General features: G+C 58.7%; 22 protein-coding genes. 13 read left to right on the forward strand and 9 right to left on the reverse strand.

Going from position 1 to position 19,825, the window contains the following annotated elements; genetic code table 11:
- The first annotated feature begins 78 nt into the window (after positions 1-78).
- From AC2FLA_RS16990 to arsC, 4 genes are read left to right on the forward strand one after another with little or no spacing between them, the layout of a single operon-like run.
- On the forward strand, positions 79-417 hold the full coding sequence (locus AC2FLA_RS16990) for a DUF952 domain-containing protein (protein WP_496723741.1): 339 nt from the start codon (positions 79-81) through the stop codon (positions 415-417).
- Complete coding sequence (locus tag AC2FLA_RS16995) at positions 414-845, forward strand: DUF1330 domain-containing protein (RefSeq protein WP_496704985.1); 432 nt, start codon at positions 414-416, stop codon at positions 843-845. The genes AC2FLA_RS16990 and AC2FLA_RS16995 overlap by 4 nt, the downstream gene beginning before the upstream one ends.
- Positions 842-1,900, forward strand: coding sequence for a quinone-dependent dihydroorotate dehydrogenase (locus tag AC2FLA_RS17000; protein WP_496723743.1), 1,059 nt, complete (start codon positions 842-844; stop codon positions 1,898-1,900). Before AC2FLA_RS16995 ends, AC2FLA_RS17000 begins: the two co-directional genes overlap by 4 nt.
- Positions 1,897-2,238: an arsenate reductase (glutaredoxin) gene (gene arsC, locus AC2FLA_RS17005; protein WP_496723745.1), complete on the forward strand. Its 342-nt coding sequence runs from the start codon at positions 1,897-1,899 to the stop codon at positions 2,236-2,238. The genes AC2FLA_RS17000 and arsC overlap by 4 nt, the downstream gene beginning before the upstream one ends.
- Here arsC and AC2FLA_RS17010 read toward each other — a convergent pair.
- From AC2FLA_RS17010 to AC2FLA_RS17020, 3 genes are read right to left on the reverse strand one after another with little or no spacing between them, the layout of a single operon-like run.
- Positions 2,235-3,551: an MATE family efflux transporter gene (locus tag AC2FLA_RS17010; RefSeq protein WP_496723747.1), complete on the reverse strand. Its 1,317-nt coding sequence runs from the start codon at positions 3,549-3,551 to the stop codon at positions 2,235-2,237. The genes arsC and AC2FLA_RS17010 overlap by 4 nt on opposite strands.
- A gap of 6 nt (positions 3,552-3,557) precedes the next feature.
- Complete coding sequence (locus AC2FLA_RS17015; protein ID WP_496723749.1) at positions 3,558-4,076, reverse strand: PaaI family thioesterase; 519 nt, start codon at positions 4,074-4,076, stop codon at positions 3,558-3,560.
- Entirely contained in the window at positions 4,076-4,495 is a 420-nt protein-coding gene (locus AC2FLA_RS17020; RefSeq protein WP_496723751.1) for a PaaI family thioesterase, read from the reverse strand. The genes AC2FLA_RS17015 and AC2FLA_RS17020 overlap by 1 nt, the downstream gene beginning before the upstream one ends.
- A gap of 117 nt (positions 4,496-4,612) precedes the next feature.
- On the opposite strand from AC2FLA_RS17020, the gene AC2FLA_RS17025 reads away from it, so the two are divergent.
- From AC2FLA_RS17025 to AC2FLA_RS17060, 8 genes are all read left to right on the forward strand, one after another.
- A complete protein-coding gene (locus AC2FLA_RS17025) occupies positions 4,613-4,981 on the forward strand; it encodes a MerR family transcriptional regulator (protein WP_113790288.1) in 369 nt (122 codons plus the stop codon).
- A gap of 283 nt (positions 4,982-5,264) precedes the next feature.
- Positions 5,265-5,666 (forward strand): MerR family transcriptional regulator, encoded by a 402-nt coding sequence (locus AC2FLA_RS17030; RefSeq protein WP_058274210.1) that lies wholly within the window; start codon positions 5,265-5,267, stop codon positions 5,664-5,666.
- Positions 5,667-5,715: 49 nt separating this feature from the next.
- Positions 5,716-7,497 carry an acyl-CoA dehydrogenase C-terminal domain-containing protein gene (locus tag AC2FLA_RS17035; protein ID WP_496723754.1) on the forward strand — a complete coding sequence of 594 codons (1,782 nt, stop codon included), beginning with the start codon at positions 5,716-5,718 and terminating at the stop codon, positions 7,495-7,497.
- A gap of 54 nt (positions 7,498-7,551) precedes the next feature.
- The gene (locus AC2FLA_RS17040) at positions 7,552-7,764 is read left to right on the forward strand and encodes a hypothetical protein (protein WP_496723756.1); all 213 of its coding nucleotides are present in this window, start codon (positions 7,552-7,554) and stop codon (positions 7,762-7,764) included.
- Between the two features lie 135 nt (positions 7,765-7,899).
- Complete coding sequence (locus AC2FLA_RS17045) at positions 7,900-8,538, forward strand: glutathione S-transferase family protein (RefSeq protein WP_496723758.1); 639 nt, start codon at positions 7,900-7,902, stop codon at positions 8,536-8,538.
- Between the two features lie 11 nt (positions 8,539-8,549).
- Positions 8,550-9,761: an acetyl-CoA C-acetyltransferase gene (locus AC2FLA_RS17050; protein WP_472724145.1), complete on the forward strand. Its 1,212-nt coding sequence runs from the start codon at positions 8,550-8,552 to the stop codon at positions 9,759-9,761.
- The gene (locus AC2FLA_RS17055) at positions 9,761-10,249 is read left to right on the forward strand and encodes a cupin domain-containing protein (protein ID WP_496723760.1); all 489 of its coding nucleotides are present in this window, start codon (positions 9,761-9,763) and stop codon (positions 10,247-10,249) included. The genes AC2FLA_RS17050 and AC2FLA_RS17055 overlap by 1 nt, the downstream gene beginning before the upstream one ends.
- On the forward strand, positions 10,242-12,443 hold the full coding sequence (locus AC2FLA_RS17060; RefSeq protein WP_496723762.1) for a 3-hydroxyacyl-CoA dehydrogenase NAD-binding domain-containing protein: 2,202 nt from the start codon (positions 10,242-10,244) through the stop codon (positions 12,441-12,443). The genes AC2FLA_RS17055 and AC2FLA_RS17060 overlap by 8 nt, the downstream gene beginning before the upstream one ends.
- Positions 12,444-12,507: 64 nt before the next feature.
- Here the strand turns inward: AC2FLA_RS17060 and AC2FLA_RS17065 are convergent, their stop codons facing one another.
- Together AC2FLA_RS17065 and AC2FLA_RS17070 are read right to left on the reverse strand one after the other, a co-directional pair.
- Complete coding sequence (locus tag AC2FLA_RS17065; RefSeq protein WP_496723764.1) at positions 12,508-13,266, reverse strand: Hint domain-containing protein; 759 nt, start codon at positions 13,264-13,266, stop codon at positions 12,508-12,510.
- 322 nt (positions 13,267-13,588) lie between these two features.
- The gene (locus AC2FLA_RS17070; RefSeq protein WP_496723766.1) at positions 13,589-14,524 is read right to left on the reverse strand and encodes a DMT family transporter; all 936 of its coding nucleotides are present in this window, start codon (positions 14,522-14,524) and stop codon (positions 13,589-13,591) included.
- Positions 14,525-14,677: 153 nt separating this feature from the next.
- Between AC2FLA_RS17070 and AC2FLA_RS17075 the strand changes: the two genes are divergently transcribed.
- Entirely contained in the window at positions 14,678-15,691 is a 1,014-nt protein-coding gene (locus AC2FLA_RS17075; protein WP_496723768.1) for a hypothetical protein, read from the forward strand.
- 5 nt (positions 15,692-15,696) lie between these two features.
- On the opposite strand, the gene upp is transcribed toward AC2FLA_RS17075, so the two are convergent.
- The 4 genes from upp to AC2FLA_RS17095 are packed head-to-tail and all read right to left on the reverse strand — an operon-like array spanning position 15,697 to position 19,824.
- Positions 15,697-16,329: a uracil phosphoribosyltransferase gene (gene upp, locus AC2FLA_RS17080; protein ID WP_058274218.1), complete on the reverse strand. Its 633-nt coding sequence runs from the start codon at positions 16,327-16,329 to the stop codon at positions 15,697-15,699.
- A complete protein-coding gene (locus AC2FLA_RS17085; protein ID WP_496723770.1) occupies positions 16,326-17,312 on the reverse strand; it encodes an adenosine deaminase in 987 nt (328 codons plus the stop codon). The genes upp and AC2FLA_RS17085 overlap by 4 nt, the downstream gene beginning before the upstream one ends.
- Entirely contained in the window at positions 17,309-18,520 is a 1,212-nt protein-coding gene (locus tag AC2FLA_RS17090; RefSeq protein ID WP_496723771.1) for a phosphopentomutase, read from the reverse strand. The genes AC2FLA_RS17085 and AC2FLA_RS17090 overlap by 4 nt, the downstream gene beginning before the upstream one ends.
- On the reverse strand, positions 18,517-19,824 hold the full coding sequence (locus tag AC2FLA_RS17095) for a thymidine phosphorylase (protein ID WP_496723773.1): 1,308 nt from the start codon (positions 19,822-19,824) through the stop codon (positions 18,517-18,519). Before AC2FLA_RS17095 ends, AC2FLA_RS17090 begins: the two co-directional genes overlap by 4 nt.
- Position 19,825 lies beyond the last annotated feature (1 nt).

The raw sequence follows: 19,825 nt of genomic DNA on the forward strand, positions 1-19,825 counted from the left end.
TGTTGCGACGCGCAACGCCGAGAGTCAAAGGGGGAAATCCGGCTTGATTCTACCCGTGGCCCGGTGCATCACGACCGCATGCTGATTTACAAAATTTTTCGGGCCGATGAATGGGCCATGTTACAGGCGCAAGGCGCATCAGACGGGGCGCCGATTGATGTCTCTGACGGATATGTTCATTTCTCGACTGCCAAGCAGGCGGCAGAAACAGCCGCCAAACATTTTGCCGGGGTCGAAGAGCTGACCCTGCTGGCGTGTGACGCTGATGCAATGGGTGACAACCTGAAATGGGAGGTTTCGCGGGGTGGCGCGCTTTTCCCGCATCTTTATCGGCAGATCCGAATGACCGATGTTGTCTGGTCGCGCGCCCTGCCCTTTGATGGAACCGCTCATCAGTTTCCCAAGGATATGGAATGACCAATTTTGTCGATCCGGACCGCGCCCAGTTTGAGGCCTTCAAGGACCTTGATCGGGACCACCCGATCGAGATGCTGAACTTGGTGAAGTTCCGCGACGCTGCTGAGTATCCCGCAGGGCACAAACTCGTGGATGCCGGGCTGACCGGCGCGCAGGCTTACGGCAAGTACGGCTCGGAAACCGCTCCGATCATAGCGCGCCTTGGCGCTTCGATCCTGTGGCGCGGCGTGTTTCAGACGACACTGATCGGCCCGCAAAACGAAAACTGGGACGCGGTATTCATCGCCCGCTATCCCACAGCGCACGCGTTTCTGGAAATGGTGACGGACCCGGTTTACCAAATGGCCGTGGTGCACCGCCAAGCCGCCGTCGAAACCTCGCGCCTTATACGATGCGCCCCTACCATTGGCGGAGAGGCATTCGGATGAAACTGACTGAAAAACTGGGGCTGGCAGCCCTGCAACGCATGGATCCTGAGACAGCTCACGGATTATCGATCAAGGCGCTAAAGGCCGGATTGGCCCCCGCGCCGGGTCCAGTGACCTCCAATCGGTTGCGCACCGAAGTGGCGGGATTGGACCTGCCGAATCCCGTTGGCCTGGCCGCAGGATTCGACAAGAATGGTGAGGTTCTTGCGCCTTTGTCCCGCGCAGGGTTCGGGTTTATCGAGGTCGGTGCCGTGACCCCGCGCCCGCAGCCCGGCAACCCGAAACCACGCCTGTTCCGCCTGACCCAGGACATGGCCGCCATCAACCGGTTCGGGTTCAACAACGAAGGCATGGAGGTCATGGCCCGCCGTCTGGCTGACCGCCCAAAGGACGCGGTGATTGGCCTGAACCTGGGTGCCAACAAAGACAGCGACGACCGCCCCGGCGATTTTGCCAAGGTCCTGGCCCATTGCGCCGCGCATCTGGATTTTGCCACGGTCAACGTCTCATCCCCGAATACGGAAAAACTGCGTGATCTTCAGGGCAAGGCGGCCCTGAGTGCGTTGCTAAGCGGCGTGATTGAGACGCGCAACGCACTGCCCCGCCCCTTGCCAATCTTCCTGAAGATTGCTCCGGATCTGACCGAAGGCGAATTGCAAGACATTGCCGATGTGGCCCGCGAAACCGGCGTGGATGCGGTGATTGCCACCAACACAACCCTGTCACGCGATGGTCTGCGCAGTGCCCATAAGGGTGAAGCAGGCGGTCTGTCCGGCGCACCGTTATTCCAGAAATCGACCCGCGTTCTAGCACGTCTTAGCCAGTTGACCGACGGGCAAATCCCGTTGATGGGCGTTGGCGGGATCGGGACGGCAAAGCAGGCTTATGCCAAGATCTGCGCCGGGGCTTCGGCTGTGCAGTTCTATACGGCGATGGTCTATGGCGGCATTTCACTAGCCGCAGAAATAGCCCAAGGTCTGGATGAACTGCTGGCGCAAGACGGGTTCACTTCGGTCGCAGAGGCCGTTGGCAGCAAAAGAGAGGACTGGCTGTGATTGAATATTGGCATAACCCGCGCTGTTCAAAATCTCGCACAGGTCTGGCGTTGCTGGAAGAAAAAGGTGCGACCGTCAAGGTTCGCAAATATCTGGCGGATGCGCCGTCGGCTGATGAGCTGCGCGCGGTGTTGTCCCAATTGGGAATTTCGGCCATCGAGATGATGCGGACAGGCGAAAAGCGGTTCAAGGAACTGGGCCTGTCAAAAACGACACCCGATGATGACCTGATCCAGGCTATGGCGGAAAACCCCATCCTGATCGAGCGTCCTCTGGCCATTGCCGGCGACAAGGCCGCGATTGGTCGTCCGCCCGAAAACCTGCTGTCGCTGCTTTAAGCGATCTGCGCTTCCAGCTTAGGGTATCGCCATCCCAACGTGACCCCGCGCACGATGTTCAGGACCATCAGCGCGGCCCAAAGCCCATGATTACCTAACGTCGGCACCAGCAGGAACAGAGCCACCACATAGATCGCGACGGACTGGATCATCGCCTGCCGCATGGCGCGGGTCCAGGTCGCCCCGATATAGATACCGTCGAACATCCAGCTGGCCACGCCGATCACCGGCGCAAGGGCCGCCCAGAGCAGGAACTCGCGCGCGGCAACCCGTACTTCGGGTGAGGTTGACATCAGATCAATCAGGGATGGTCCGGTCAGAAAAAACACAAGACCCAGGGCAAACGCACCTCCGACGCCCCATTGCGAGGCCATGATCGACGCGCGCCGTACCTGGGCGCGATCACGTGCACCGACCGCGCTGCCCACCAGCGCCTCGGCAGAGAATGCGAAACCGTCCAAGGCAAAAGCCGTGATCTCAAGAAATTGCAGCAGCACCTGATTTGCCGCCAGATTGACGTCCCCCAGATCGGAACCAACAAACAAAAAAGTGGTAAACGCACCGGTCAAAAGCACCGAACGTACCATGATATCGCCGTTCACCTGCATCATTCTGCGCAGACGCGCGGGGTCAAATATCCTGGGCCAGTCGCGCCACTGATTTCCAGCGAAAGCGTCGTGGCACAGCCAAAGGCCAAGCGCCAATCCGGTCCATTCGGCGATGAGCGTCGCGATGGCGACACCTTCGACACCCCAGCCAAGACCAAGAACAAACCAGAGATCCAGAACGATGTTCAGGCCGTTCATCCAGATCTGCAAAACGAACACACCCTTGGTGCGCTCGACCGCGATCAGCCAACCCGTCACCGCATACAGAGCAATTGTCGCCGGAGCTCCCCAGATACGGATCTCCAAGTAGGCGCGGGTAAGCGACTCGACCTCGGGGCTGGCTGGAGACAGGGCGAACGCCCCCCAGAACAACCAGACTTGTGTCAGGACAAAGAACAAACCTGCCGCGCCGCCCAGCAATAGCCCGCGCATCAGCAAGGCACCGGTTTCCGCCGTGTCCCCTGCGCCGCGCGCCTGAGCGGCAAGACCAGTTGTCCCCATACGCAGGAACCCGAACACCCAGTAGATGGTGGCCAGAATAACGGCACCCATGCCGACAGCGCCTATCGGGGCCGCCTGCCCCAACTGCCCCACAACACCAGTATCCACCGCCCCCAGAATTGGCACCGTCGCATTGGACAATACGATCGGCGCTGCAATCCGGAGCACCCGCTTATGCGTAATGGGTGCCGAAGCGTCCTGCATAGCGTTCTATTTTCCGTCAGTAGTGGGCTGTGGCATCAGGAAATGCCCGGAAGCCTGTGCAAAGAGCTTCGCGTGATTGTCCTGCCAGGCCTCGACCCGGACAGAGGCATAGCGACGCCCGGCCCGACTGATGAACGCGCGCGCATAGGCATCACGCGGCAGGCCTGACCGAAGATAGTCGACGGTGAAATCGACGGTCTTTGGGAAACGTACCTTTTCATAGTCAGCGATATCACTGGCATTCAGTTCCCCGCTTTCGATCTTGGGCAGCAAGAACTCCCAACTCAGCGTGATAACGGCCGTGACTTCTAGAAACGCCGCCGTGACGCCGCCATGCAAAGCGGGCAGTAACGGGTTGCCGATCAGTTTCTGGTCGAAGTTCAACACGCTAGTCAGTTCATCACCGCGGCGATCAAAGCCGATGTCGAGGAACCGGATGTAAGGCACACCATCGACAATCGCGTTCAACGCCGCATCCCGGCGTTGTTTTACGACCTGGACGGGTTCGGGGCGAGTACGCGTCATTACAGACCCTCCACCGTGAATGACCCTGCCGCTGTGGCCACCGGAAGACCTTCGTCTTCGTCCATCGCCGTGGCGCGCACAAAGGCGACGTTCCGTGTGATGTGGTAGCATGTCGCCTGGGTTGTAATCGTCTGTCCCGGTGTTGCCGCCCGCATATAGTCGATCCTCAGGTCAATTGTCGCCGTACCGCCGGGAGCCGACGGATGGCTCATGACGGCGGCACCACAACAGGTATCCAATGCGGCGAAAACAGCACCGCCATGAATCACCCCGGTGCGCGGATCGCCAACAAGCTCTTCGCTGTACGGCATTGTAATACCCGCTTCGCCATTTCCGATTGAGGTCAATTTAAGACCCAACGCCTTTGCATGCGGGATCGCCTCGATGAATTGGCGCGCAATCGCGGCTTTGTCGACCATGTACTTAAATCCGTTCTTTTGGTTTATCCCTTTATGAGCCCGCGTCCGCCAAAAGAGCAAGCCCGCCGGTTGCGCTTGCCGCTGACAAAACATAGTCTGCGCCAGAGGAGATCAGGAATGTCCGACAACCGTTTGTCATTCAAAGAGATGTGCGCCGAATACGATGTGACTCCACGTACCCTGCGCTACTATGAATACATCGAATTACTGCAACCCGATCGGGAAGGCAGGTCGCGATTTTATGGTCCGCGGGAATGCGCACGCATGACTTTGATCCTGCGCGGCCGCAAATATGGGTTTTCGCTGGAAGATATCCGGCAATGGCTGCTGATCTATGAAAATGAGGGCAACGAGATCCAAATGCGTGCTTTTGTCGACGTCGCCGATAAGCAGATCGTCGAATTGAACCAGCAAAAGCAGCAATTGGACGAGGCAATTGATGCCCTGACCGAGATGCGCGACCAAACTGCCAAATCGCTAAAGTGATTCCGGCGGCGCACCGTCGCGCTCCTAAAAAACGAAAAGACATCCGCATACTCCGGGCGTGCTTTAAGGCGCGCCAGGTCTCTCTGTGGGTTTTGGCGCCCTCAAATTCCGTTACGTTAAACCTGAAAAAGTCAGCAATCCGCGACTTGACGCGCGGGGCAGTTACGTAAACTTATTTTGTGACGCAGCGTTCACATTACGTGAACGTCATCTACGTGTTGTAACGTGCGCATCGACTGCGCAACTGACTTTCATTGACGCCAGTGACGAGAGTGCTGAAACCATGACCGAAGATCTGATGACCATCCGAGAAATGTGCGAGACATATGATGTCACGCCCCGCACGTTGCGGTTTTACGAGGCCAAAGAGCTTTTGTTTCCGATCCGCGAAGGTCAGAAACGGCTGTTCACCAAAAGTGATCGTGCCCGCCTGAAACTGATCCTGCGCGGCAAGCGCTTTGGGTTCAGCCTGGAAGAAATTCGCCAACTTCTGGACCTTTACCATGTCGGCGACCAACAGATGACGCAGATATCGCGCACCTATGAAATTGCGTGCGAGCGTCTGGAAGACATGGAAGCACGCCGTGAGGAACTGACCCAGGCGATCGACGATCTGAAAGAACAGTTGCGCTGGGGCGAGAAAGTCATCGCCTCGGTCAAACAAGACAAAAAGGCTGCCGAGTAACCCCCTCGCCTGCCTACCACCCGGACATATGAATTAAAGGGAGCTTCACATGCCCGTCTACAACGCGCCAACCAAAGATATGCAGTTCATTCTGCACAATGTTCTGAACATCTCGGACTCCGACGTTCCGGGGTACAGCGAGCTTGAAGCCGAATTCACCGGCGCTGTTCTGGAAGAAGCAGGCAAAGTTGCCACCAACGTTCTGCACCCGCTGAACGTGGTCGGTGACACCGAAGGATGCCGTTTGGAAAACGGTGTGGTTTATACGCCCACGGGCTTCAAAGACGCGTTTGAGCAGGTCAAAGAAGGCGGCTGGACTGGTCTGGATATGCCCGAGGAATACGGCGGCCAGAATATGCCATACGTCATTGGCACCGCCGTGGGCGAGATGTTCTCGGCCTCAAATACCGCTTTCACAATGTACCAGGGCCTGACACACGGCGCGGCGTCGGCCATTCTGGCACACGGAAGCGACGCGCAGAAAGACACCTATCTGCCCAAAATGGTCAGCTGTGAATGGACCGGCACCATGAACCTGACGGAGCCCCACTGCGGTACCGATCTGGGGCTGATGCGCACCAAGGCAGAACCTCAGGGCGACGGCAGCTACAAGATTTCGGGGCAGAAGATCTTTATCTCGTCCGGCGATCACGACATGGCCGACAACATCATCCATCTGGTGCTGGCCAAGATTCCAGGCGGCCCCGATGGCATCAAGGGTGTGTCGCTGTTCATCGTGCCCAAGTTCATGGTCAACGAGGACGGCTCGTTGGGTGAGCGCAACGCTGTGTCGGTCGGCAAGATCGAAGAGAAAATGGGCATCCACGGCAATTCGACCTGTGTGATGAACTATGACGGCGCGACCGGCTTCCTTATTGGCGAGGAAAACAAAGGCATGCGTGCCATGTTCACCATGATGAACGAAGCGCGTCTGGGCGTTGGCATGCAGGGCCTGTGCCAGGCGGATGCCGCGTATCAGAACGCCGTGGAATATGCCAAAGACCGACTGCAGGGGCGTGCGGTTACCGGCGCAGAAAATCCCGAGGGTCCCGCAGATCCGCTGATCGTGCACCCGGACATCCGCCGCAACCTGATGGATCAGAAAAGCTTTACCGAGGGCGCGCGCGCGTTCATCCTGTGGGGCGCGACCATGATCGACAAAGCACACCGGTCAAATGACAAGGACGCGGATGGGCTAATTTCGCTGCTCACGCCGGTCATCAAAGGCTTCCTGACCGATCAGGGCTATGACATGACCGTTCAGGCACAGCAGGTCTATGGTGGCCATGGCTACATCGAAGAATGGGGCATGTCACAATACACCCGCGACGCTCGTATCGCGATGATCTACGAAGGTGCAAACGGTGTTCAGGCGCTGGATCTGGTCGGTCGTAAGCTGGCGCAGGATGGCGGCAAGCACGTCATGGCGTTCTTCGACATGGTCAAGACATTCTGCAAGGAAAACGCTGGCAAAGACGAAGCCTATGACAAGGCCTTCATCGAACCGCTGAAGGCTGCGTCCAAAGACCTGCAGGCCGCTGGCATGTACTTCATGCAGGAAGGCATGAAGAACCCCAACAACGCCCTGTCAGGTTCTTATGACTTCATGCACATGTTCGGCCATGTCTGCCTGGGCCTGATGTGGGCGCAGATGGCAAATGCCGCGCAAGATGCGCTGGATGGCGGCGCGTCGGACAAGGAGTTCTACGAGACCAAGATCAACACCGGGCGCTTCTACATGGCGCGCCGCCTGCCTGCTACAGGCATGCATCTGGCACGCATTCAGACTGGTGCCGATACGGTCATGGCTCTGGACGCGGCGAACTTCTGATCTCAGTCTGGGTCCGGGCGATATTGCCCGGACCCAGCTTACCGGAGGAACCACATGCCAAAGCGTTTTCGACTAACCCGCCGCTTTCCCGCCGCAATGACCGAAGACGGGTATCGCAAGCTCAAAGCGTTCGCGCGTGATGCTGGATTGGATGAAGGAGAGGCCCTGTCGTTTCTGTTCGAGAATTTCAACAGCGTTATCAACGAGGACAACCTGACCCATCGCCTGCGTATCTTCAATTCCGAGTTGGATGACCGCAAGCGTTAAACACCACAGCCACCTTCACACTGGTGGGCGTGTTTTCAGCAAGACAATGCCATTTGGCGCTCAGCCAAGCGGATTGTCTTCCTCGAAATACGCGAGTTTCGACTTCGCACCGTACGCCTTGGGAGGGGCGATCGCATGACAATCAAACTTCATTGCTTCGGAGAAAGCGGAAACAGCTACAAGGCTGCCTTGGCCCTGGAAATGTCCGGGCTGGATTGGGAGCCGGTTTTTGTAGACTTCTTCAAAGGCGTGACACGTACTCCCGAATACCGCACCGAAGTCAATGAAATGGGCGAAGCGCCTGTGCTGATCGATGGCGATTTCCGGACCAGCCAATCGGGCGCCATTCAGGCTTATGTGACCGAGAAATCCGGCAAGTTCGGCGGCAAGAACCGGGATGAGAACTATGACATTCTGCGCTGGGTGCTGTGGGACAATCACAAGCTCAGCTCAATGGCTGGCTTGACCCGTTTCCTGATCAACTTCTTGCCGGAACAGCACCGAAATCCTGATGTTATAGCCTTCAATCAAGGTCGCCTCAAAGCGGCTTATGACGTTCTGAACACTCATCTTGAAGGCCGCGATTGGATTGTTGGTGATTACGTCACGAACGCCGATCTCAGCTGCTGCAGCTATCTGTACTATCCTGAACCATTCGGCTTTGACCGTGCCGACTGGCCCCATATCGACGCCTGGCTGACCCGCTTGTCGGAACAGCCAGGCTGGAAACACCCCTATGACCTGATGCCCGGCAAACCGTCGGATCGAGCTTAAGGAGAGACCCCATGACCGAAGCTTATATTTATGACGCCCTGCGCACCCCGCGCGGCAAGGGCCGCAAGGATGGCAGCCTGCACGAGGTAACCTCGGTGCGCCTGTCCGCCCTGACCCTGAACGCGATGAAAGAGCGCAACAATCTGGAAGGCCACGCCGTAGAGGACGTGATCTGGGGCAATGTCACGCAGGTGATGGAGCAAGGCGGCTGTCTGGCACGTTCGGCAGTTCTGGCCTCGGACCTGGACCAGTCGATCCCCGGTCTGGCGATCAACCGTTTCTGTGCGTCCGGCATGGAAGCTGTGAACCTGGCGGCAAACCAGGTCAAGGGCGGCGCTGGCCAAGCCTACATCGCAGGTGGCGTGGAAATGATGGGCCGTGTGGCCATGGGTAGTGACGGCGCAGCAATCGCCGTTGACCCCTCGCTGGCGATGGACACCTATTTCGTGCCGCAGGGTATCTCGGCCGACATTATTGCAACCGAGTATGGCTTTAGCCGTGATGACGCAGACGCGTTGGCGATGGAATCGCAGCGCCGCGCAGCGGAAGCATGGGCAGACAACCGATTTGATAAATCGGTTATCACCATCAAGGATCAGAACGGCCTGACCATTCTGGACCGCGACGAATACATGCGCCCCGGCACTGACATGCAAAGCCTTGGTGGCCTGAACCCGGCCTTCCAGATGATGGGCGAACAGATGCCCGGCTTTGATAAGGTGGCGATGCTGAAATACCCGCATCTGGAAAAGATCAACCACATCCACCACGCGGGCAACAGTTCGGGCATCGTGGATGGTGCGGCGGCGGTTCTCATCGGCAACAAGGAATTCGGCGAGAAATACGGCCTCAAGCCGCGCGCGCGCATCAAGGCAACCGCCAAGATCGGTACCGACCCGACCATCATGCTGACTGGCCCGGTACCGGTGACCGAGAAGATTCTGGCCGACAACGGTATGAAGATCAGTGATCTGGACCTGTTCGAAGTGAACGAAGCTTTTGCCTCAGTCGTTCTGCGTTTCCAGCAGGCGTTTGATGTCGACCCCGGTTTGGTCAACGTCAACGGCGGTTCGATCGCCATGGGCCACCCGCTGGGCGCAACCGGTGCGATGATCATCGGCACTCTGCTGGATGAGCTGGAGCGTCAGGACAAGGAAACCGGTCTGGCCACGCTCTGCATTGCATCCGGCATGGGTGCAGCGACGATCATCGAGCGCGTCTGATGCCCAAGCTGGATCTCTCTCAGATCCCGTTTCAGGGCGGCTCGTCCTATCCTGGCAAACTGGCTGAGGCGACCGCAGGTCGTTTCGTCCAGCGTGTGGGTGATGCAGGCGGTCTGTCCCAATACGGGGTCAACATCGTGCGGCTTGAGCCGCAAGGCATGTCTTCGCTGCGCCATTACCACATGGAGCAGGACGAATTTGCTATCATGCTCAACGGCACCTGTGTGCTGATCGATGATGATGGTGAGCATGAGATGCAGCCCGGCGATTGCGCCGCTTGGCCAGCAGGTGAGGCCAACGGCCACCACCTTGTGAACAAAACCGATGCGCCCGCGACCTTTCTGGTGGTGGGCACACGGACCCCGACCGAGACCGGCTATTACAGCGACATAGACATGATGGTGAAGGATGATGAGAACGGATTCGCCTTCACCCGCAAAGATGGCAGCCCGCTGACGGCTGACCAGATTGGAGATGACAATGACTGATTTCACTCTGAGCAAAGACGCAGACGGCGTCGCCATTATTACTTGGGATGTGCCCGGGAAAACCATGAACGTGATGTCCTTTGACGGGCTGGCGCAACTGAGCGATCTGGTCGATCAGGCGCTGGCTGATGAAGACGTCAAAGGCATTATCATCACTTCGGGCAAAGAAGGCTCGTTCGCCGGTGGCATGGACCTGAATTTGTTGGCCGTGATGAAAGAGCAAGCAGGCGACAACCCTGCCAAAGGTCTGTTCGAAGGCACGATGGATATGCACGCCCTGCTGCGCAAGATCGAGATGGCGGGCATGGACCCCAAGACCAAGAAGGGCGGCAAGCCGATTGCCACCGTTCTGCCTGGCACCGCTGCTGGCATTGGCATGGAACTGCCGCTGTCCACGCACCGCATCTTTGCGGCCGAGAACCCCAAGGCAAAATACGGCTTGCCCGAGATCATGGTCGGCATCTTCCCCGGCGCAGGCGGCACCACGCGGATGGTCCGCAAGGTTGGCGCGATTGCCGCCGCTCCGCTGCTGCTGGAAGGCAAAATGCTGGACGTCAAGAAAGCCAAGGGCGCGGGTTATATTGACGAGATCGCAGCCGACCCGATGGCCGCAGCCAAGGAATGGGTGCTGAACGCCAAGGACGCAGACATCGTCAAGCCGTGGGATGCGAAGGGCTATAAGATGCCCGGCGGCGCGCCTTACCACCCTGCTGGCTTCATGAACTTCGTCGGTGCGTCGGCGATGGTGAACGGCAAGACCCAAGGCGCGTTCCCTGCGGCCAAAGCTCTGCTGAGCGCGGTCTATGAAGGTGCTCTGGTTGATTTCGACACTGCGCTGAAGATCGAGGCGCGCTGGTTCACATCCGTGCTGATGAACCCCTCCTCGGGCGCGATGATCCGTTCGCTGTTCCTGAACAAGGAAGCGCTGGAAAAAGGTGCCGTTCGCCCCGCAGGCGTGCCCGATCAGCGGGTCAAGAAGATCGGCGTTCTGGGCGCGGGCATGATGGGTGCCGGTATCGCGCTGGTCTCAGCTCAAGCCGGTATGGAAGTGGTTCTGATCGACCGTGACCAAGAGGCCGCGGATAAAGGCAAAGCCTATACCGAGAGCTACCTGGACAAGGGTATGAAGCGCGGTAAGGTCACCGCTGAAAAGAAAGAGGCCATGCTGGGTCGCATCACCGCGACGCCGGATCTGGACAACCTCAAAGGCTGTGACCTGATCATCGAAGCCGTGTTTGAAGACGTGGGCGTAAAGGCCGAGATGACCAAAAAGGTCGAGGCGATCATCCCTGACGATTGCATTTTTGCCTCGAACACATCGACCCTTCCGATCTCGGATCTGGCCAAGGCATCCGTGCGCCCGGATCAGTTCATCGGCATCCACTTCTTCTCGCCAGTCGAGAAGATGTTCCTGGTCGAGATCATCAAGGGCAAGGAAACCGGCGATCGCGCGGTGGCCAAGGCGCTGGACTATGTCCGCCAAATCCGCAAGACGCCGATCGTGGTCAACGACGCACGCTTCTTCTACGCCAACCGCTGCATCATCCCCTATATCAACGAAGGTTTGCGCATGATCACCGAGGGCGTCAGTCCTGTGCTGATTGACAACGCCGCGCGTCAGCTGGGCTTCCCCGTTGGGCCAATCCAGCTGAACGATGAAACCTCGATTGATCTGGGCGCCAAGATTGCACGCGCTACGAAGGCCGCGATGGGCGATGCCTATCCGGAAAGCCCCGGCGATGATCTGATCTTCTGGATGGAGGAAGAGGGTCGCCTGGGACGCAAAGCAAACGCGGGCTTCTTTGACTATGACGAAAAGGGCAAGCGCACCGAGTACTGGAAGGGTCTGCAGGAGAAGTACCCGCATGCCGAGGACCAGCCTGACCTGATCGAAGTGCAGGAACGACTGATGTTCGCGCAGGTTCTGGAAGCGGTCCGCGCGCTGGAAGAAGGCGTTCTGGAGGACATCCGCGAAGGCGACGTAGGTGCGATCCTTGGCTGGGGCTTTGCGCCATGGTCGGGTGGTCCGCTCAGCTGGCTGGACATCATCGGCACGCCCTACGCCGCCGAGCGTTGCGACCAGTTGACGGCACAGTATGGCGAACGTTTCGCCTGCCCGCCGCTGCTGCGAGAGATGGCTGAGAAAGGCCAGAGCTTCTATGGTCGCTTTGACCCCGAAGCAAAAGCTGCCTAAATAAATGGACGCTGGTGCGGGTTACCGCGCCAGCGCCATTCTTTAATCAATAGCTTTAAATAAATTAGAATATCGGAGCAGGCCGCCCCGGCCGCCCAGGACGTCGCGCGCCCATAACAGGCCGCGCCGGAAATATCGGGTTCTGCATGATCGGCGCCGGTAGCGCGCCCAGTGAGTTTGCAAGCACTGCTATATCCCTGCTATGCGCGACCATGTCGATCAGATCTTCGGTCCGCTCAGCATCGACCACCTTGTATGAGGCGTTCGCGGGCCGGCTGTTCGACCCAAAGCGGCCCGCAGGACAAAAGGCACGCAGGCCGCCCTCAATGTAGATCACTTCGTCTTGTTCAAAGAACAACGAACAAACCTCAAACAACAATGATGGCGCGCTGGACGAAAATCGAAACGTTCCACTGAGAACCCGCGCAGGCACCACGGGCATGCTGATCGGCAGCGTGATCGGTCCCTGGCTCAACTTGGTGTTGTCCAACGCCACGCCCTGCTCTGGCATCAACCAGACCGGATCGCCGTTGTACAAAGTGTTCGACGGCACGCGGACAGGTAAGTTTTCCGACCTGGACTCGCTGGCGGCGATTGCTATGCAATCCGTCGCAACCCGCGAGACTTCCCTGAACCCGTTGTCCATCGTGCGGATCAGATCGCCTACTCGCAGTCCTTCAACAGGCTGCCAACCGCGATCCGTCGCGATCTTAGTTCCGTGGACAAAACCACCCCGACGCGCATTCAGCGAAACCGCAGGGTTGTCCTGCACTTGATGGTTCGGAACGGCCTCATAATTCAAAACACTCTGTACATTTAACACGTGTCGCACCCATTTCTGACACAAAAACAACTACTCTTAACGACTAGCACGACTTAACCATGGGCGACTTAGTTTAGACACATTGCCGCCCAATTTGGGTTCTTAAAGCCGTGAAAAACAACAATTCTTTGAACAACACTGCGCAATTGGTAAAAATTGGCAGATTTTTGGAAACTATAATTAACACCAGCGGTCATCCATGCCGCCGAATCTGTCTGAGCCCGTCGGCTGAAATCGCGCGGGTCATGTGACACCCATCGGTATCCGGTCTGAATGATCCCCGCTTGCCCACCCAAAACAAATGGCTGGCCTCAGGATACGGCTAAACCGGTTCTGGCCGGGCAGCCTCGCGACCTGCACGCCATCCCAACAGGGCACCTGCGATTGCAATCAAGCCAATCCCGGCAATCTGCATCGGCCCGATCGCCTGCCCGAAAGCCGCAAAGGCAAAAAGCGGACCAAATATCATGACCGAGTATTCAAAGACCGCGACATAGGACGGCTCGCCCACCTGATAGGCCTTGATCAACATGAAGACGGCAATAGTGGAACCAACCGCCTGTATTGCGATCCACGGCAATGCTGGTTGCATCTGCCAGACCCAACCCCGCGCGGCGAAACCGTCGGGACCGTCCGACACGGCCATCGGAAACAGCTCGAGAATCAAAAGGCCGATCGCACCGGCCGACCCCAGCGTGATGATCATCGCAGCCAGCAGCGCGACGGTGCTTTCATCAGAACAATGGCTGCGAGTGATAACCGCACTCAACGCGTAGAACAGGCCCCCTGCCACTGGCAACAGGCTGCGGGAATCAAAATCGTGGGGGTCAAGCTGCAGCACGCACAGGATCCCTGCAAACCCCAGCAGAACCGCAACGATCCGCCAAGGACCAATCCGTTGTTTCATTGCCAGGGCCGAGATCAACAGGACAAAGATCGGCGATGTGAACAACCCGGCCAGCGCTTGCGCAATCGGCATGACCGCAAGCGACGCGAAATAGAACAACATGGCCAGGGTGATCAGTACGCTGCGCAGAATCACCGGGCCAAATCGTTTCGGGCGCATGCTGCCCAGCCCCAATAGCGACAGACCAAAGATCAGCGGCAACATCAGCAGCGCGCGGCTCAGATGGAATTGCCACAGACCAACCGTATCCGCCAACAGGATCACCACGTTGTCTATCACCCCGATGATGGCCATCGCGCTAATCATCAGCACCGATGCCAGTATGGGTGACGTCTGAGTGTCCGCCTGCATCATTTACCTCGGCATAACAGTGGAGCACGACAGGCCGATCCTTCGCGCGCCGTTGTATCCAGCACATTTACCGCAGACGGCGCAACTGGTTTGCGCCCTTTGAATTTACCATGTTAAGCTGGGGCAAAATAATAACGAGCAAACTTCACCTTGATGACGGCTCTGAAACAGTACGAACGGATCGAAGCCACCGGTCTGTGGCGCCCCTCGCCCGACGTGCAGCGGCGCGAGGTTGTGGTGTCGATTGGCGAAGCAACGCTGACGATTTCTGATTTCAACGACCGCGCATTGACCCATTGGTCATTGGCTGCGCTGGAACGACAGAACCCCGGACTTTATCCCGCAATCTTCAACCCGGACGGCGACCCCGACGAAACGCTGGAGCTGGAAGAAACAGAGACCACGATGATCGCGGCGATCGACCGTTTGCAAAAGGCAATTGATCGGTCGCGCCCGCATCCTGGACGGTTGCGTTGGCTTAGTGTTGCGGGTGTGGTTGCTGCAGTTGCCGCACTATTGCTGCTTTGGGTTCCGGCCGCACTGCAAAACCACGTCGTTTCTGTTGTCCCCGAGATCAAGCGATACGATATCGGGGATGCGATCCTGCACCGAATTGAACGGGTTTCGGGTGTTTCGTGCACCTCAGAGGATGCGCAGGCTGCGTTGGACCAACTGGCAGCCCGAACCGGCGTGCGAGAGGTCGTTATTCTTCCTGCGGGGGTGCAAACAAGCCTCGGCCTGCCTGGTGGGATCATTCTGTTGAACCGCTCATTGGTTGAAGATCACGAGGACCCATCCATCGCCGCCGGTTACATCATTGCCGAACGCGCGCGGGCCGCCGCACAGGATCCCTTGGACGAGGTACTGGACCGAACCGGTCCAACCACGGCATTCCGCCTGCTAACAACCGGAGAGCTGACGCCCGAGATCGTTGACGCCTATACCGAACAGGTCTTGTCAGAACCGCGTCCAACTTTGTCCGATCAAGCTTTGCTAGAGGTTTTTGCCCAGGCGGCGCTGCCTTCAACGCCATATGCCTATGCTGTGGATATCACGGGGGAAGACACTCTGGGCCTGATCGAGGCTGACCCGATGGCCGGGCGCCCGCTGCCGCAAGTGCTGCCGGACCGCGATTGGGTCCGGCTGCAGAATATCTGTGGCGAGTAAACCGATTACTTGGTGCCGAACATCCGGTCGCCGGCATCGCCCAACCCAGGCATGATATACCCTTTTGAGTTCAGCTCGCGATCCAGCGACGCCGTGACGATGTTCACGTCAGGATGCGCCTCTTTCATGCGGGCGACGCCTTCGGGCGCGGCCAGCAGGCAAAGGAAGCGGATATCGGTCGCCCCTGCCTCTTTCAGCAGATCAATCGCTGCGGCCGAGCTGTTGCCGGTGGCCAACATTGGGTCAACGGCAATGACAAGACGGTCTTTTAAGCCTTCGGGCGCTTTGAAGTAATACTGAACCGGTTTCAGCGTTTCTTCGTCGCGATACAACCCGACAAACCCGACACGGGCCGAGGGGACCAGTTCCAGCACACCGTCCAGCATCCCATTTCCCGCCCGCAGGATGGACACCAAGGCCAGCTTTTTACCGGCCAGAATGGGGGCGTCCATTTCCTCCATTGGGGTTTCGATGTGCCGGGTGGTCAGCTTCAGTTCACGCGTGACCTCATAAGCCAGCAGCAACGTTATTTCGCGCAGCAGCTGTCGGAAAACAGCGGTCGAGGTGCCCTTGTCCCGCATGAGCGTCAGTTTGTGCTGCACCAGCGGGTGGTCAACGACGGTCAGGTGTTCGCTCATGTTCTCTCCAGTCTTTTCTTGACCCGTTCGCGGGTGCCATCATCGCAGAAGGCCGCGTTCAAGGCAGTGTCGTTCAGGGCTGCAAAATCCTCGGCGTCCCAGCCAAAGGCCTGATGCAGCATCTCATATTCGCGCCGCATGGTGGTATGGAAAAACGGCGGATCGTCGGTGGAAACTGTGACGTTCACGCCCTGATCGCGCAACCGGGCAATCGGATGTGCCGCAAAATCGGGAAACAGGCCCAGAACCACGTTGGAACCGGGGCAGATTTCAAGCGTGACTTCGCGGTCGACAAGTTCCCGGATCAGATCGTCGTCCTCGATAGCCCGCACGCCGTGGCCGACCCGTTCGACACCGAGGTCCCGTACAGCATCGCGTACGCTTTCGGGGCCGCCGAACTCTCCGGCATGGGTGGTCAGGCGCAGCCCAGCTTCGCGGGCGCATTCAAAGGCCCATTTGTAATCGCCCTGCGTCCCGACGCCCTCATTGCCGCCCATTCCGAAGCCGGTGATCCAGTCACCGGCGGTTTCCGCTGCGCAATAGGCGCTTTGTTTCGCCTGTTCGGGTCCGAAATGCCGGACGCACGTGACAACGCCGCGCAAGGTGATATCGAACTTGCGCTCAGCCTCGTCCGCCGCGTCCTGAATGGCGTTCAGATAGTCACGCCAGGCGTGCACATCCCCGCCGCCGCAGAAATCAGGGCTGAGGAAGGTTTCCGAATAGACCACCCCATTCGCAGCGCTTTCCTCCAGAATGGCCAAAGTCAGACGACGGAAATCCTCGGGTGATTTAAGCACTTCGCAGGCGGCCTCGTAGACACTGAGAAAGTGGGCGAAGTCGCGGAAGTCATAACTTCCGTCTGATTTAAAAATACCGCTCAGGTCTATGCGCTTTTCATGCGCAAGCTGGCGGATGAATTCAGGCGGTGCTGCCCCTTCATGGTGCAGGTGCAACTCGATTTTGGGTAGGTCTGCGACGGTCATAGAAAACTCTTCCCCGGCCCTTGTGCCGGAATGTTCAGATGGTGTGCGATACTTGCAGCGACATCGGCAAAATCGACTGCCCCGATTCGACCCGCACCTTGCCCCGCGATCAGAACGGGCACCTGTTCGCGTGTGTGGTCGGTGCCGATCCAACTGGGATCATTGCCGTGATCGGCGGTCAAAAGCATAAGATCGCCCGGGCGCAACTTGTTCAGAATCAAACCGATTTCGCGGTCGAACCATTCTAGCGCGCGGGCATAGCCGCTGATATCGCGGCGGTGGCCATAGAGGCTGTCGAATTCAACAAAATTGGCAAAGGTCAGGCTGCCTTCGTCGGCCTGATCGACCAAATCGGACAAGTGGCCCATCAACTCGGCATCCGACCCTTTTCGCAGCGTGTCGATCCCCTGCATCGAGAAAATGTCGCCGATCTTGCCCACCGCATGGACGCGGCGTCCTGCATCCTGCACCCAATTGGTCAAAACCGGCGCCGGCGGCAGGATGGCAAAATCCTTTCGGTTGGTGGTGCGGGCAAAGCCCCGATCGGGTGAGCCTGTGAAAGGTCGCGCGATGACCCGACCCACTTTCCTCTCATGCAACCGCGGGGCAAGCGCCCTGCACATATCCAGCAGGCGGTCGAGGCCAAAGCTCTCCTCATGTGCCGCGATCTGGAAAACGCTGTCAGCAGAGGTGTAGCAGATCGGCCGACCCGTCCGCATATGCTCGGCCCCTAGTTCGGCGATAATGATCGTGCCCGAGGCGTGACAATCACCCAGAATACCGTCTGTTCCCGCCGCCTGGGCCGCAGCCCGGCTTAAGTCGACGGGGAAGGTTGGCGTGGTATCAGGGAAATAGTGCCAGTCCCAAGGCACCGGCAGACCGGCCAGCTCCCAGTGGCCCGAAGGCGTGTCCTTGCCTAGTGAATGCTCTCTCGCGCATCCCCAGCGCCCAGACGGATCGACCTCTAACCCCGGCGTTTCCGACCCCGATGCCAACCGCGTTGCGGCCCCCAGTCCTAGCGCATCTAAGTTTGGCAGGTGCAGCGGGCCTGAGCGCCCGTCTTCAGCCCGCCCTTCGGCGCAGGCCTGTGCAATATGGGCAAGTGTGTTTGCACCCGTGTCCGGCACATCGCCATTAAAAAACCGATCAGCATCCGGCGCGCCGCCGATGCCAACCGAGTCCATCACCACAAGAAACGCGCGGGTCACGACGTAATCCTTTCGTGGACAAGAGTGGGCTCTGCCGGGGCATCGGCACCTATCGTGATCGCGCTGAGAACGCTCTGGGCGGCCCGCCGCGCGGCATCTTCCCGCGAAGCGTGGATTACCGCCAAAGGCGCGCCCTTCTCGACTTTGTCGCCCAGCCGGACGATGTCAGACAGACCCACGGCCGGGTTGATGACGTCGTCTTCAACCTGCCGTCCGCCGCCCAGTGCAACAACTGTCAGGCCCAGCGCCTCACCGTTAATGGCAGTGATGTGTCCGTTGGTCGGTGCCGGAACCTCAAGGATCACGCTGGCCTCTGGCAAGTACCGGGACCAGTTTTCAACAAACTGCAGCGGCGCGCCTACGGCTGCCATCATACGCCCAAAGCGTTCCGCCGCGCGACCGTCGCGGATGACATCCGTGATCTTGTCGCGCCCTTCTTCGGCGGTTGCGAACATCCCGGCATCCGCCAGCAGAACCCCGCCCAACTCGGCCGAGATTTCGGCCAGTGGGGCATAGGGGTCTTGCGTCATGACCTTCATCACCTCGGCCACTTCCAACGCATTGCCCAGCGCAGGCACCAAAGGTTGGTGCATATCGGTGATGACCGCCGAGGTCCGGCAGCCTGCTGCATTCGCAGTTTCCGACAGGGCCTTTGCCAATTTGCGCGCATCCTCCAACGTTTTCATAAACGCGCCGCTACCGACCTTGACGTCCAGCACCAAAGCCTCGGGGCTGGCGGCCAGTTTCTTGGACAGGATCGACGCTGTGATCAGGTCCAGGCTTTCAACGGTCGCCGTCACATCACGGATCGCATAAAGGCGTTTGTCTGCCGGTGCGATCTGCCCCGTGGCCCCGACAATGGCCGCGCCTGTATCCCGCAAAATCTGCCTCAGGCGGTCCTGACCGATCTGGGTGCTGACGCCGGGAATGGCCTCAAGCTTGTCCAGCGTACCGCCAGTATGACCCAGACCCCGTCCCGAGATCATAGGGACATACGCCCCCATCTCAGCCAGTGCAGGGGCGAGCACGAGGCTTACGCTGTCTCCCACTCCACCGGTCGAGTGTTTGTCAATTACCGGGCCATCGAAATCCCAGCTGAGCACGTCACCGCTGTCGCGCATTGCGATCGTCAGATCGGCGCGCCCTTTGGTGCCCAATCCGCCCATGCAGACGGCCATGGCGAAAGCGCCCGCTTGAGCGTCGCTGACACCGCCATCGGCCAGTCCTTGCGCGAACCAGTTCAGCTCATCTCCGGTCGGCACTTCGTTCCGGCGCAGTTTTGCAATGATCGAACGGGCGTCCATG

The organism is Ruegeria sp. CDSA033 (assembly GCF_059612305.1).

What these genes read in the sequence shown, in the direction of transcription:
- AC2FLA_RS16990 (WP_496723741.1), top strand. Translation starts at nt 79, where the DNA reads ATGCTGATTTACAAAATTTTTCGGGCCGATGAATGGGCCATGTTACAG.
- AC2FLA_RS16995 (WP_496704985.1), top strand. Translation starts at nt 414, where the DNA reads ATGACCAATTTTGTCGATCCGGACCGCGCCCAGTTTGAGGCCTTCAAG.
- AC2FLA_RS17000 (WP_496723743.1), top strand. Translation starts at nt 842, where the DNA reads ATGAAACTGACTGAAAAACTGGGGCTGGCAGCCCTGCAACGCATGGAT.
- AC2FLA_RS17010 (WP_496723747.1), bottom strand. Translation starts at nt 3,551, where the DNA reads ATGCAGGACGCTTCGGCACCCATTACGCATAAGCGGGTGCTCCGGATT.
- AC2FLA_RS17015 (WP_496723749.1), bottom strand. Translation starts at nt 4,076, where the DNA reads ATGACGCGTACTCGCCCCGAACCCGTCCAGGTCGTAAAACAACGCCGG.
- AC2FLA_RS17020 (WP_496723751.1), bottom strand. Translation starts at nt 4,495, where the DNA reads ATGGTCGACAAAGCCGCGATTGCGCGCCAATTCATCGAGGCGATCCCG.
- AC2FLA_RS17025 (WP_113790288.1), top strand. Translation starts at nt 4,613, where the DNA reads ATGTCCGACAACCGTTTGTCATTCAAAGAGATGTGCGCCGAATACGAT.
- AC2FLA_RS17030 (WP_058274210.1), top strand. Translation starts at nt 5,265, where the DNA reads ATGACCGAAGATCTGATGACCATCCGAGAAATGTGCGAGACATATGAT.
- AC2FLA_RS17035 (WP_496723754.1), top strand. Translation starts at nt 5,716, where the DNA reads ATGCCCGTCTACAACGCGCCAACCAAAGATATGCAGTTCATTCTGCAC.
- AC2FLA_RS17040 (WP_496723756.1), top strand. Translation starts at nt 7,552, where the DNA reads ATGCCAAAGCGTTTTCGACTAACCCGCCGCTTTCCCGCCGCAATGACC.
- AC2FLA_RS17045 (WP_496723758.1), top strand. Translation starts at nt 7,900, where the DNA reads ATGACAATCAAACTTCATTGCTTCGGAGAAAGCGGAAACAGCTACAAG.
- AC2FLA_RS17050 (WP_472724145.1), top strand. Translation starts at nt 8,550, where the DNA reads ATGACCGAAGCTTATATTTATGACGCCCTGCGCACCCCGCGCGGCAAG.
- AC2FLA_RS17055 (WP_496723760.1), top strand. Translation starts at nt 9,761, where the DNA reads ATGCCCAAGCTGGATCTCTCTCAGATCCCGTTTCAGGGCGGCTCGTCC.
- AC2FLA_RS17060 (WP_496723762.1), top strand. Translation starts at nt 10,242, where the DNA reads ATGACTGATTTCACTCTGAGCAAAGACGCAGACGGCGTCGCCATTATT.
- AC2FLA_RS17070 (WP_496723766.1), bottom strand. Translation starts at nt 14,524, where the DNA reads ATGCAGGCGGACACTCAGACGTCACCCATACTGGCATCGGTGCTGATG.
- AC2FLA_RS17075 (WP_496723768.1), top strand. Translation starts at nt 14,678, where the DNA reads ATGACGGCTCTGAAACAGTACGAACGGATCGAAGCCACCGGTCTGTGG.
- upp (WP_058274218.1), bottom strand. Translation starts at nt 16,329, where the DNA reads ATGAGCGAACACCTGACCGTCGTTGACCACCCGCTGGTGCAGCACAAA.
- AC2FLA_RS17085 (WP_496723770.1), bottom strand. Translation starts at nt 17,312, where the DNA reads ATGACCGTCGCAGACCTACCCAAAATCGAGTTGCACCTGCACCATGAA.
- AC2FLA_RS17095 (WP_496723773.1), bottom strand. Translation starts at nt 19,824, where the DNA reads ATGGACGCCCGTTCGATCATTGCAAAACTGCGCCGGAACGAAGTGCCG.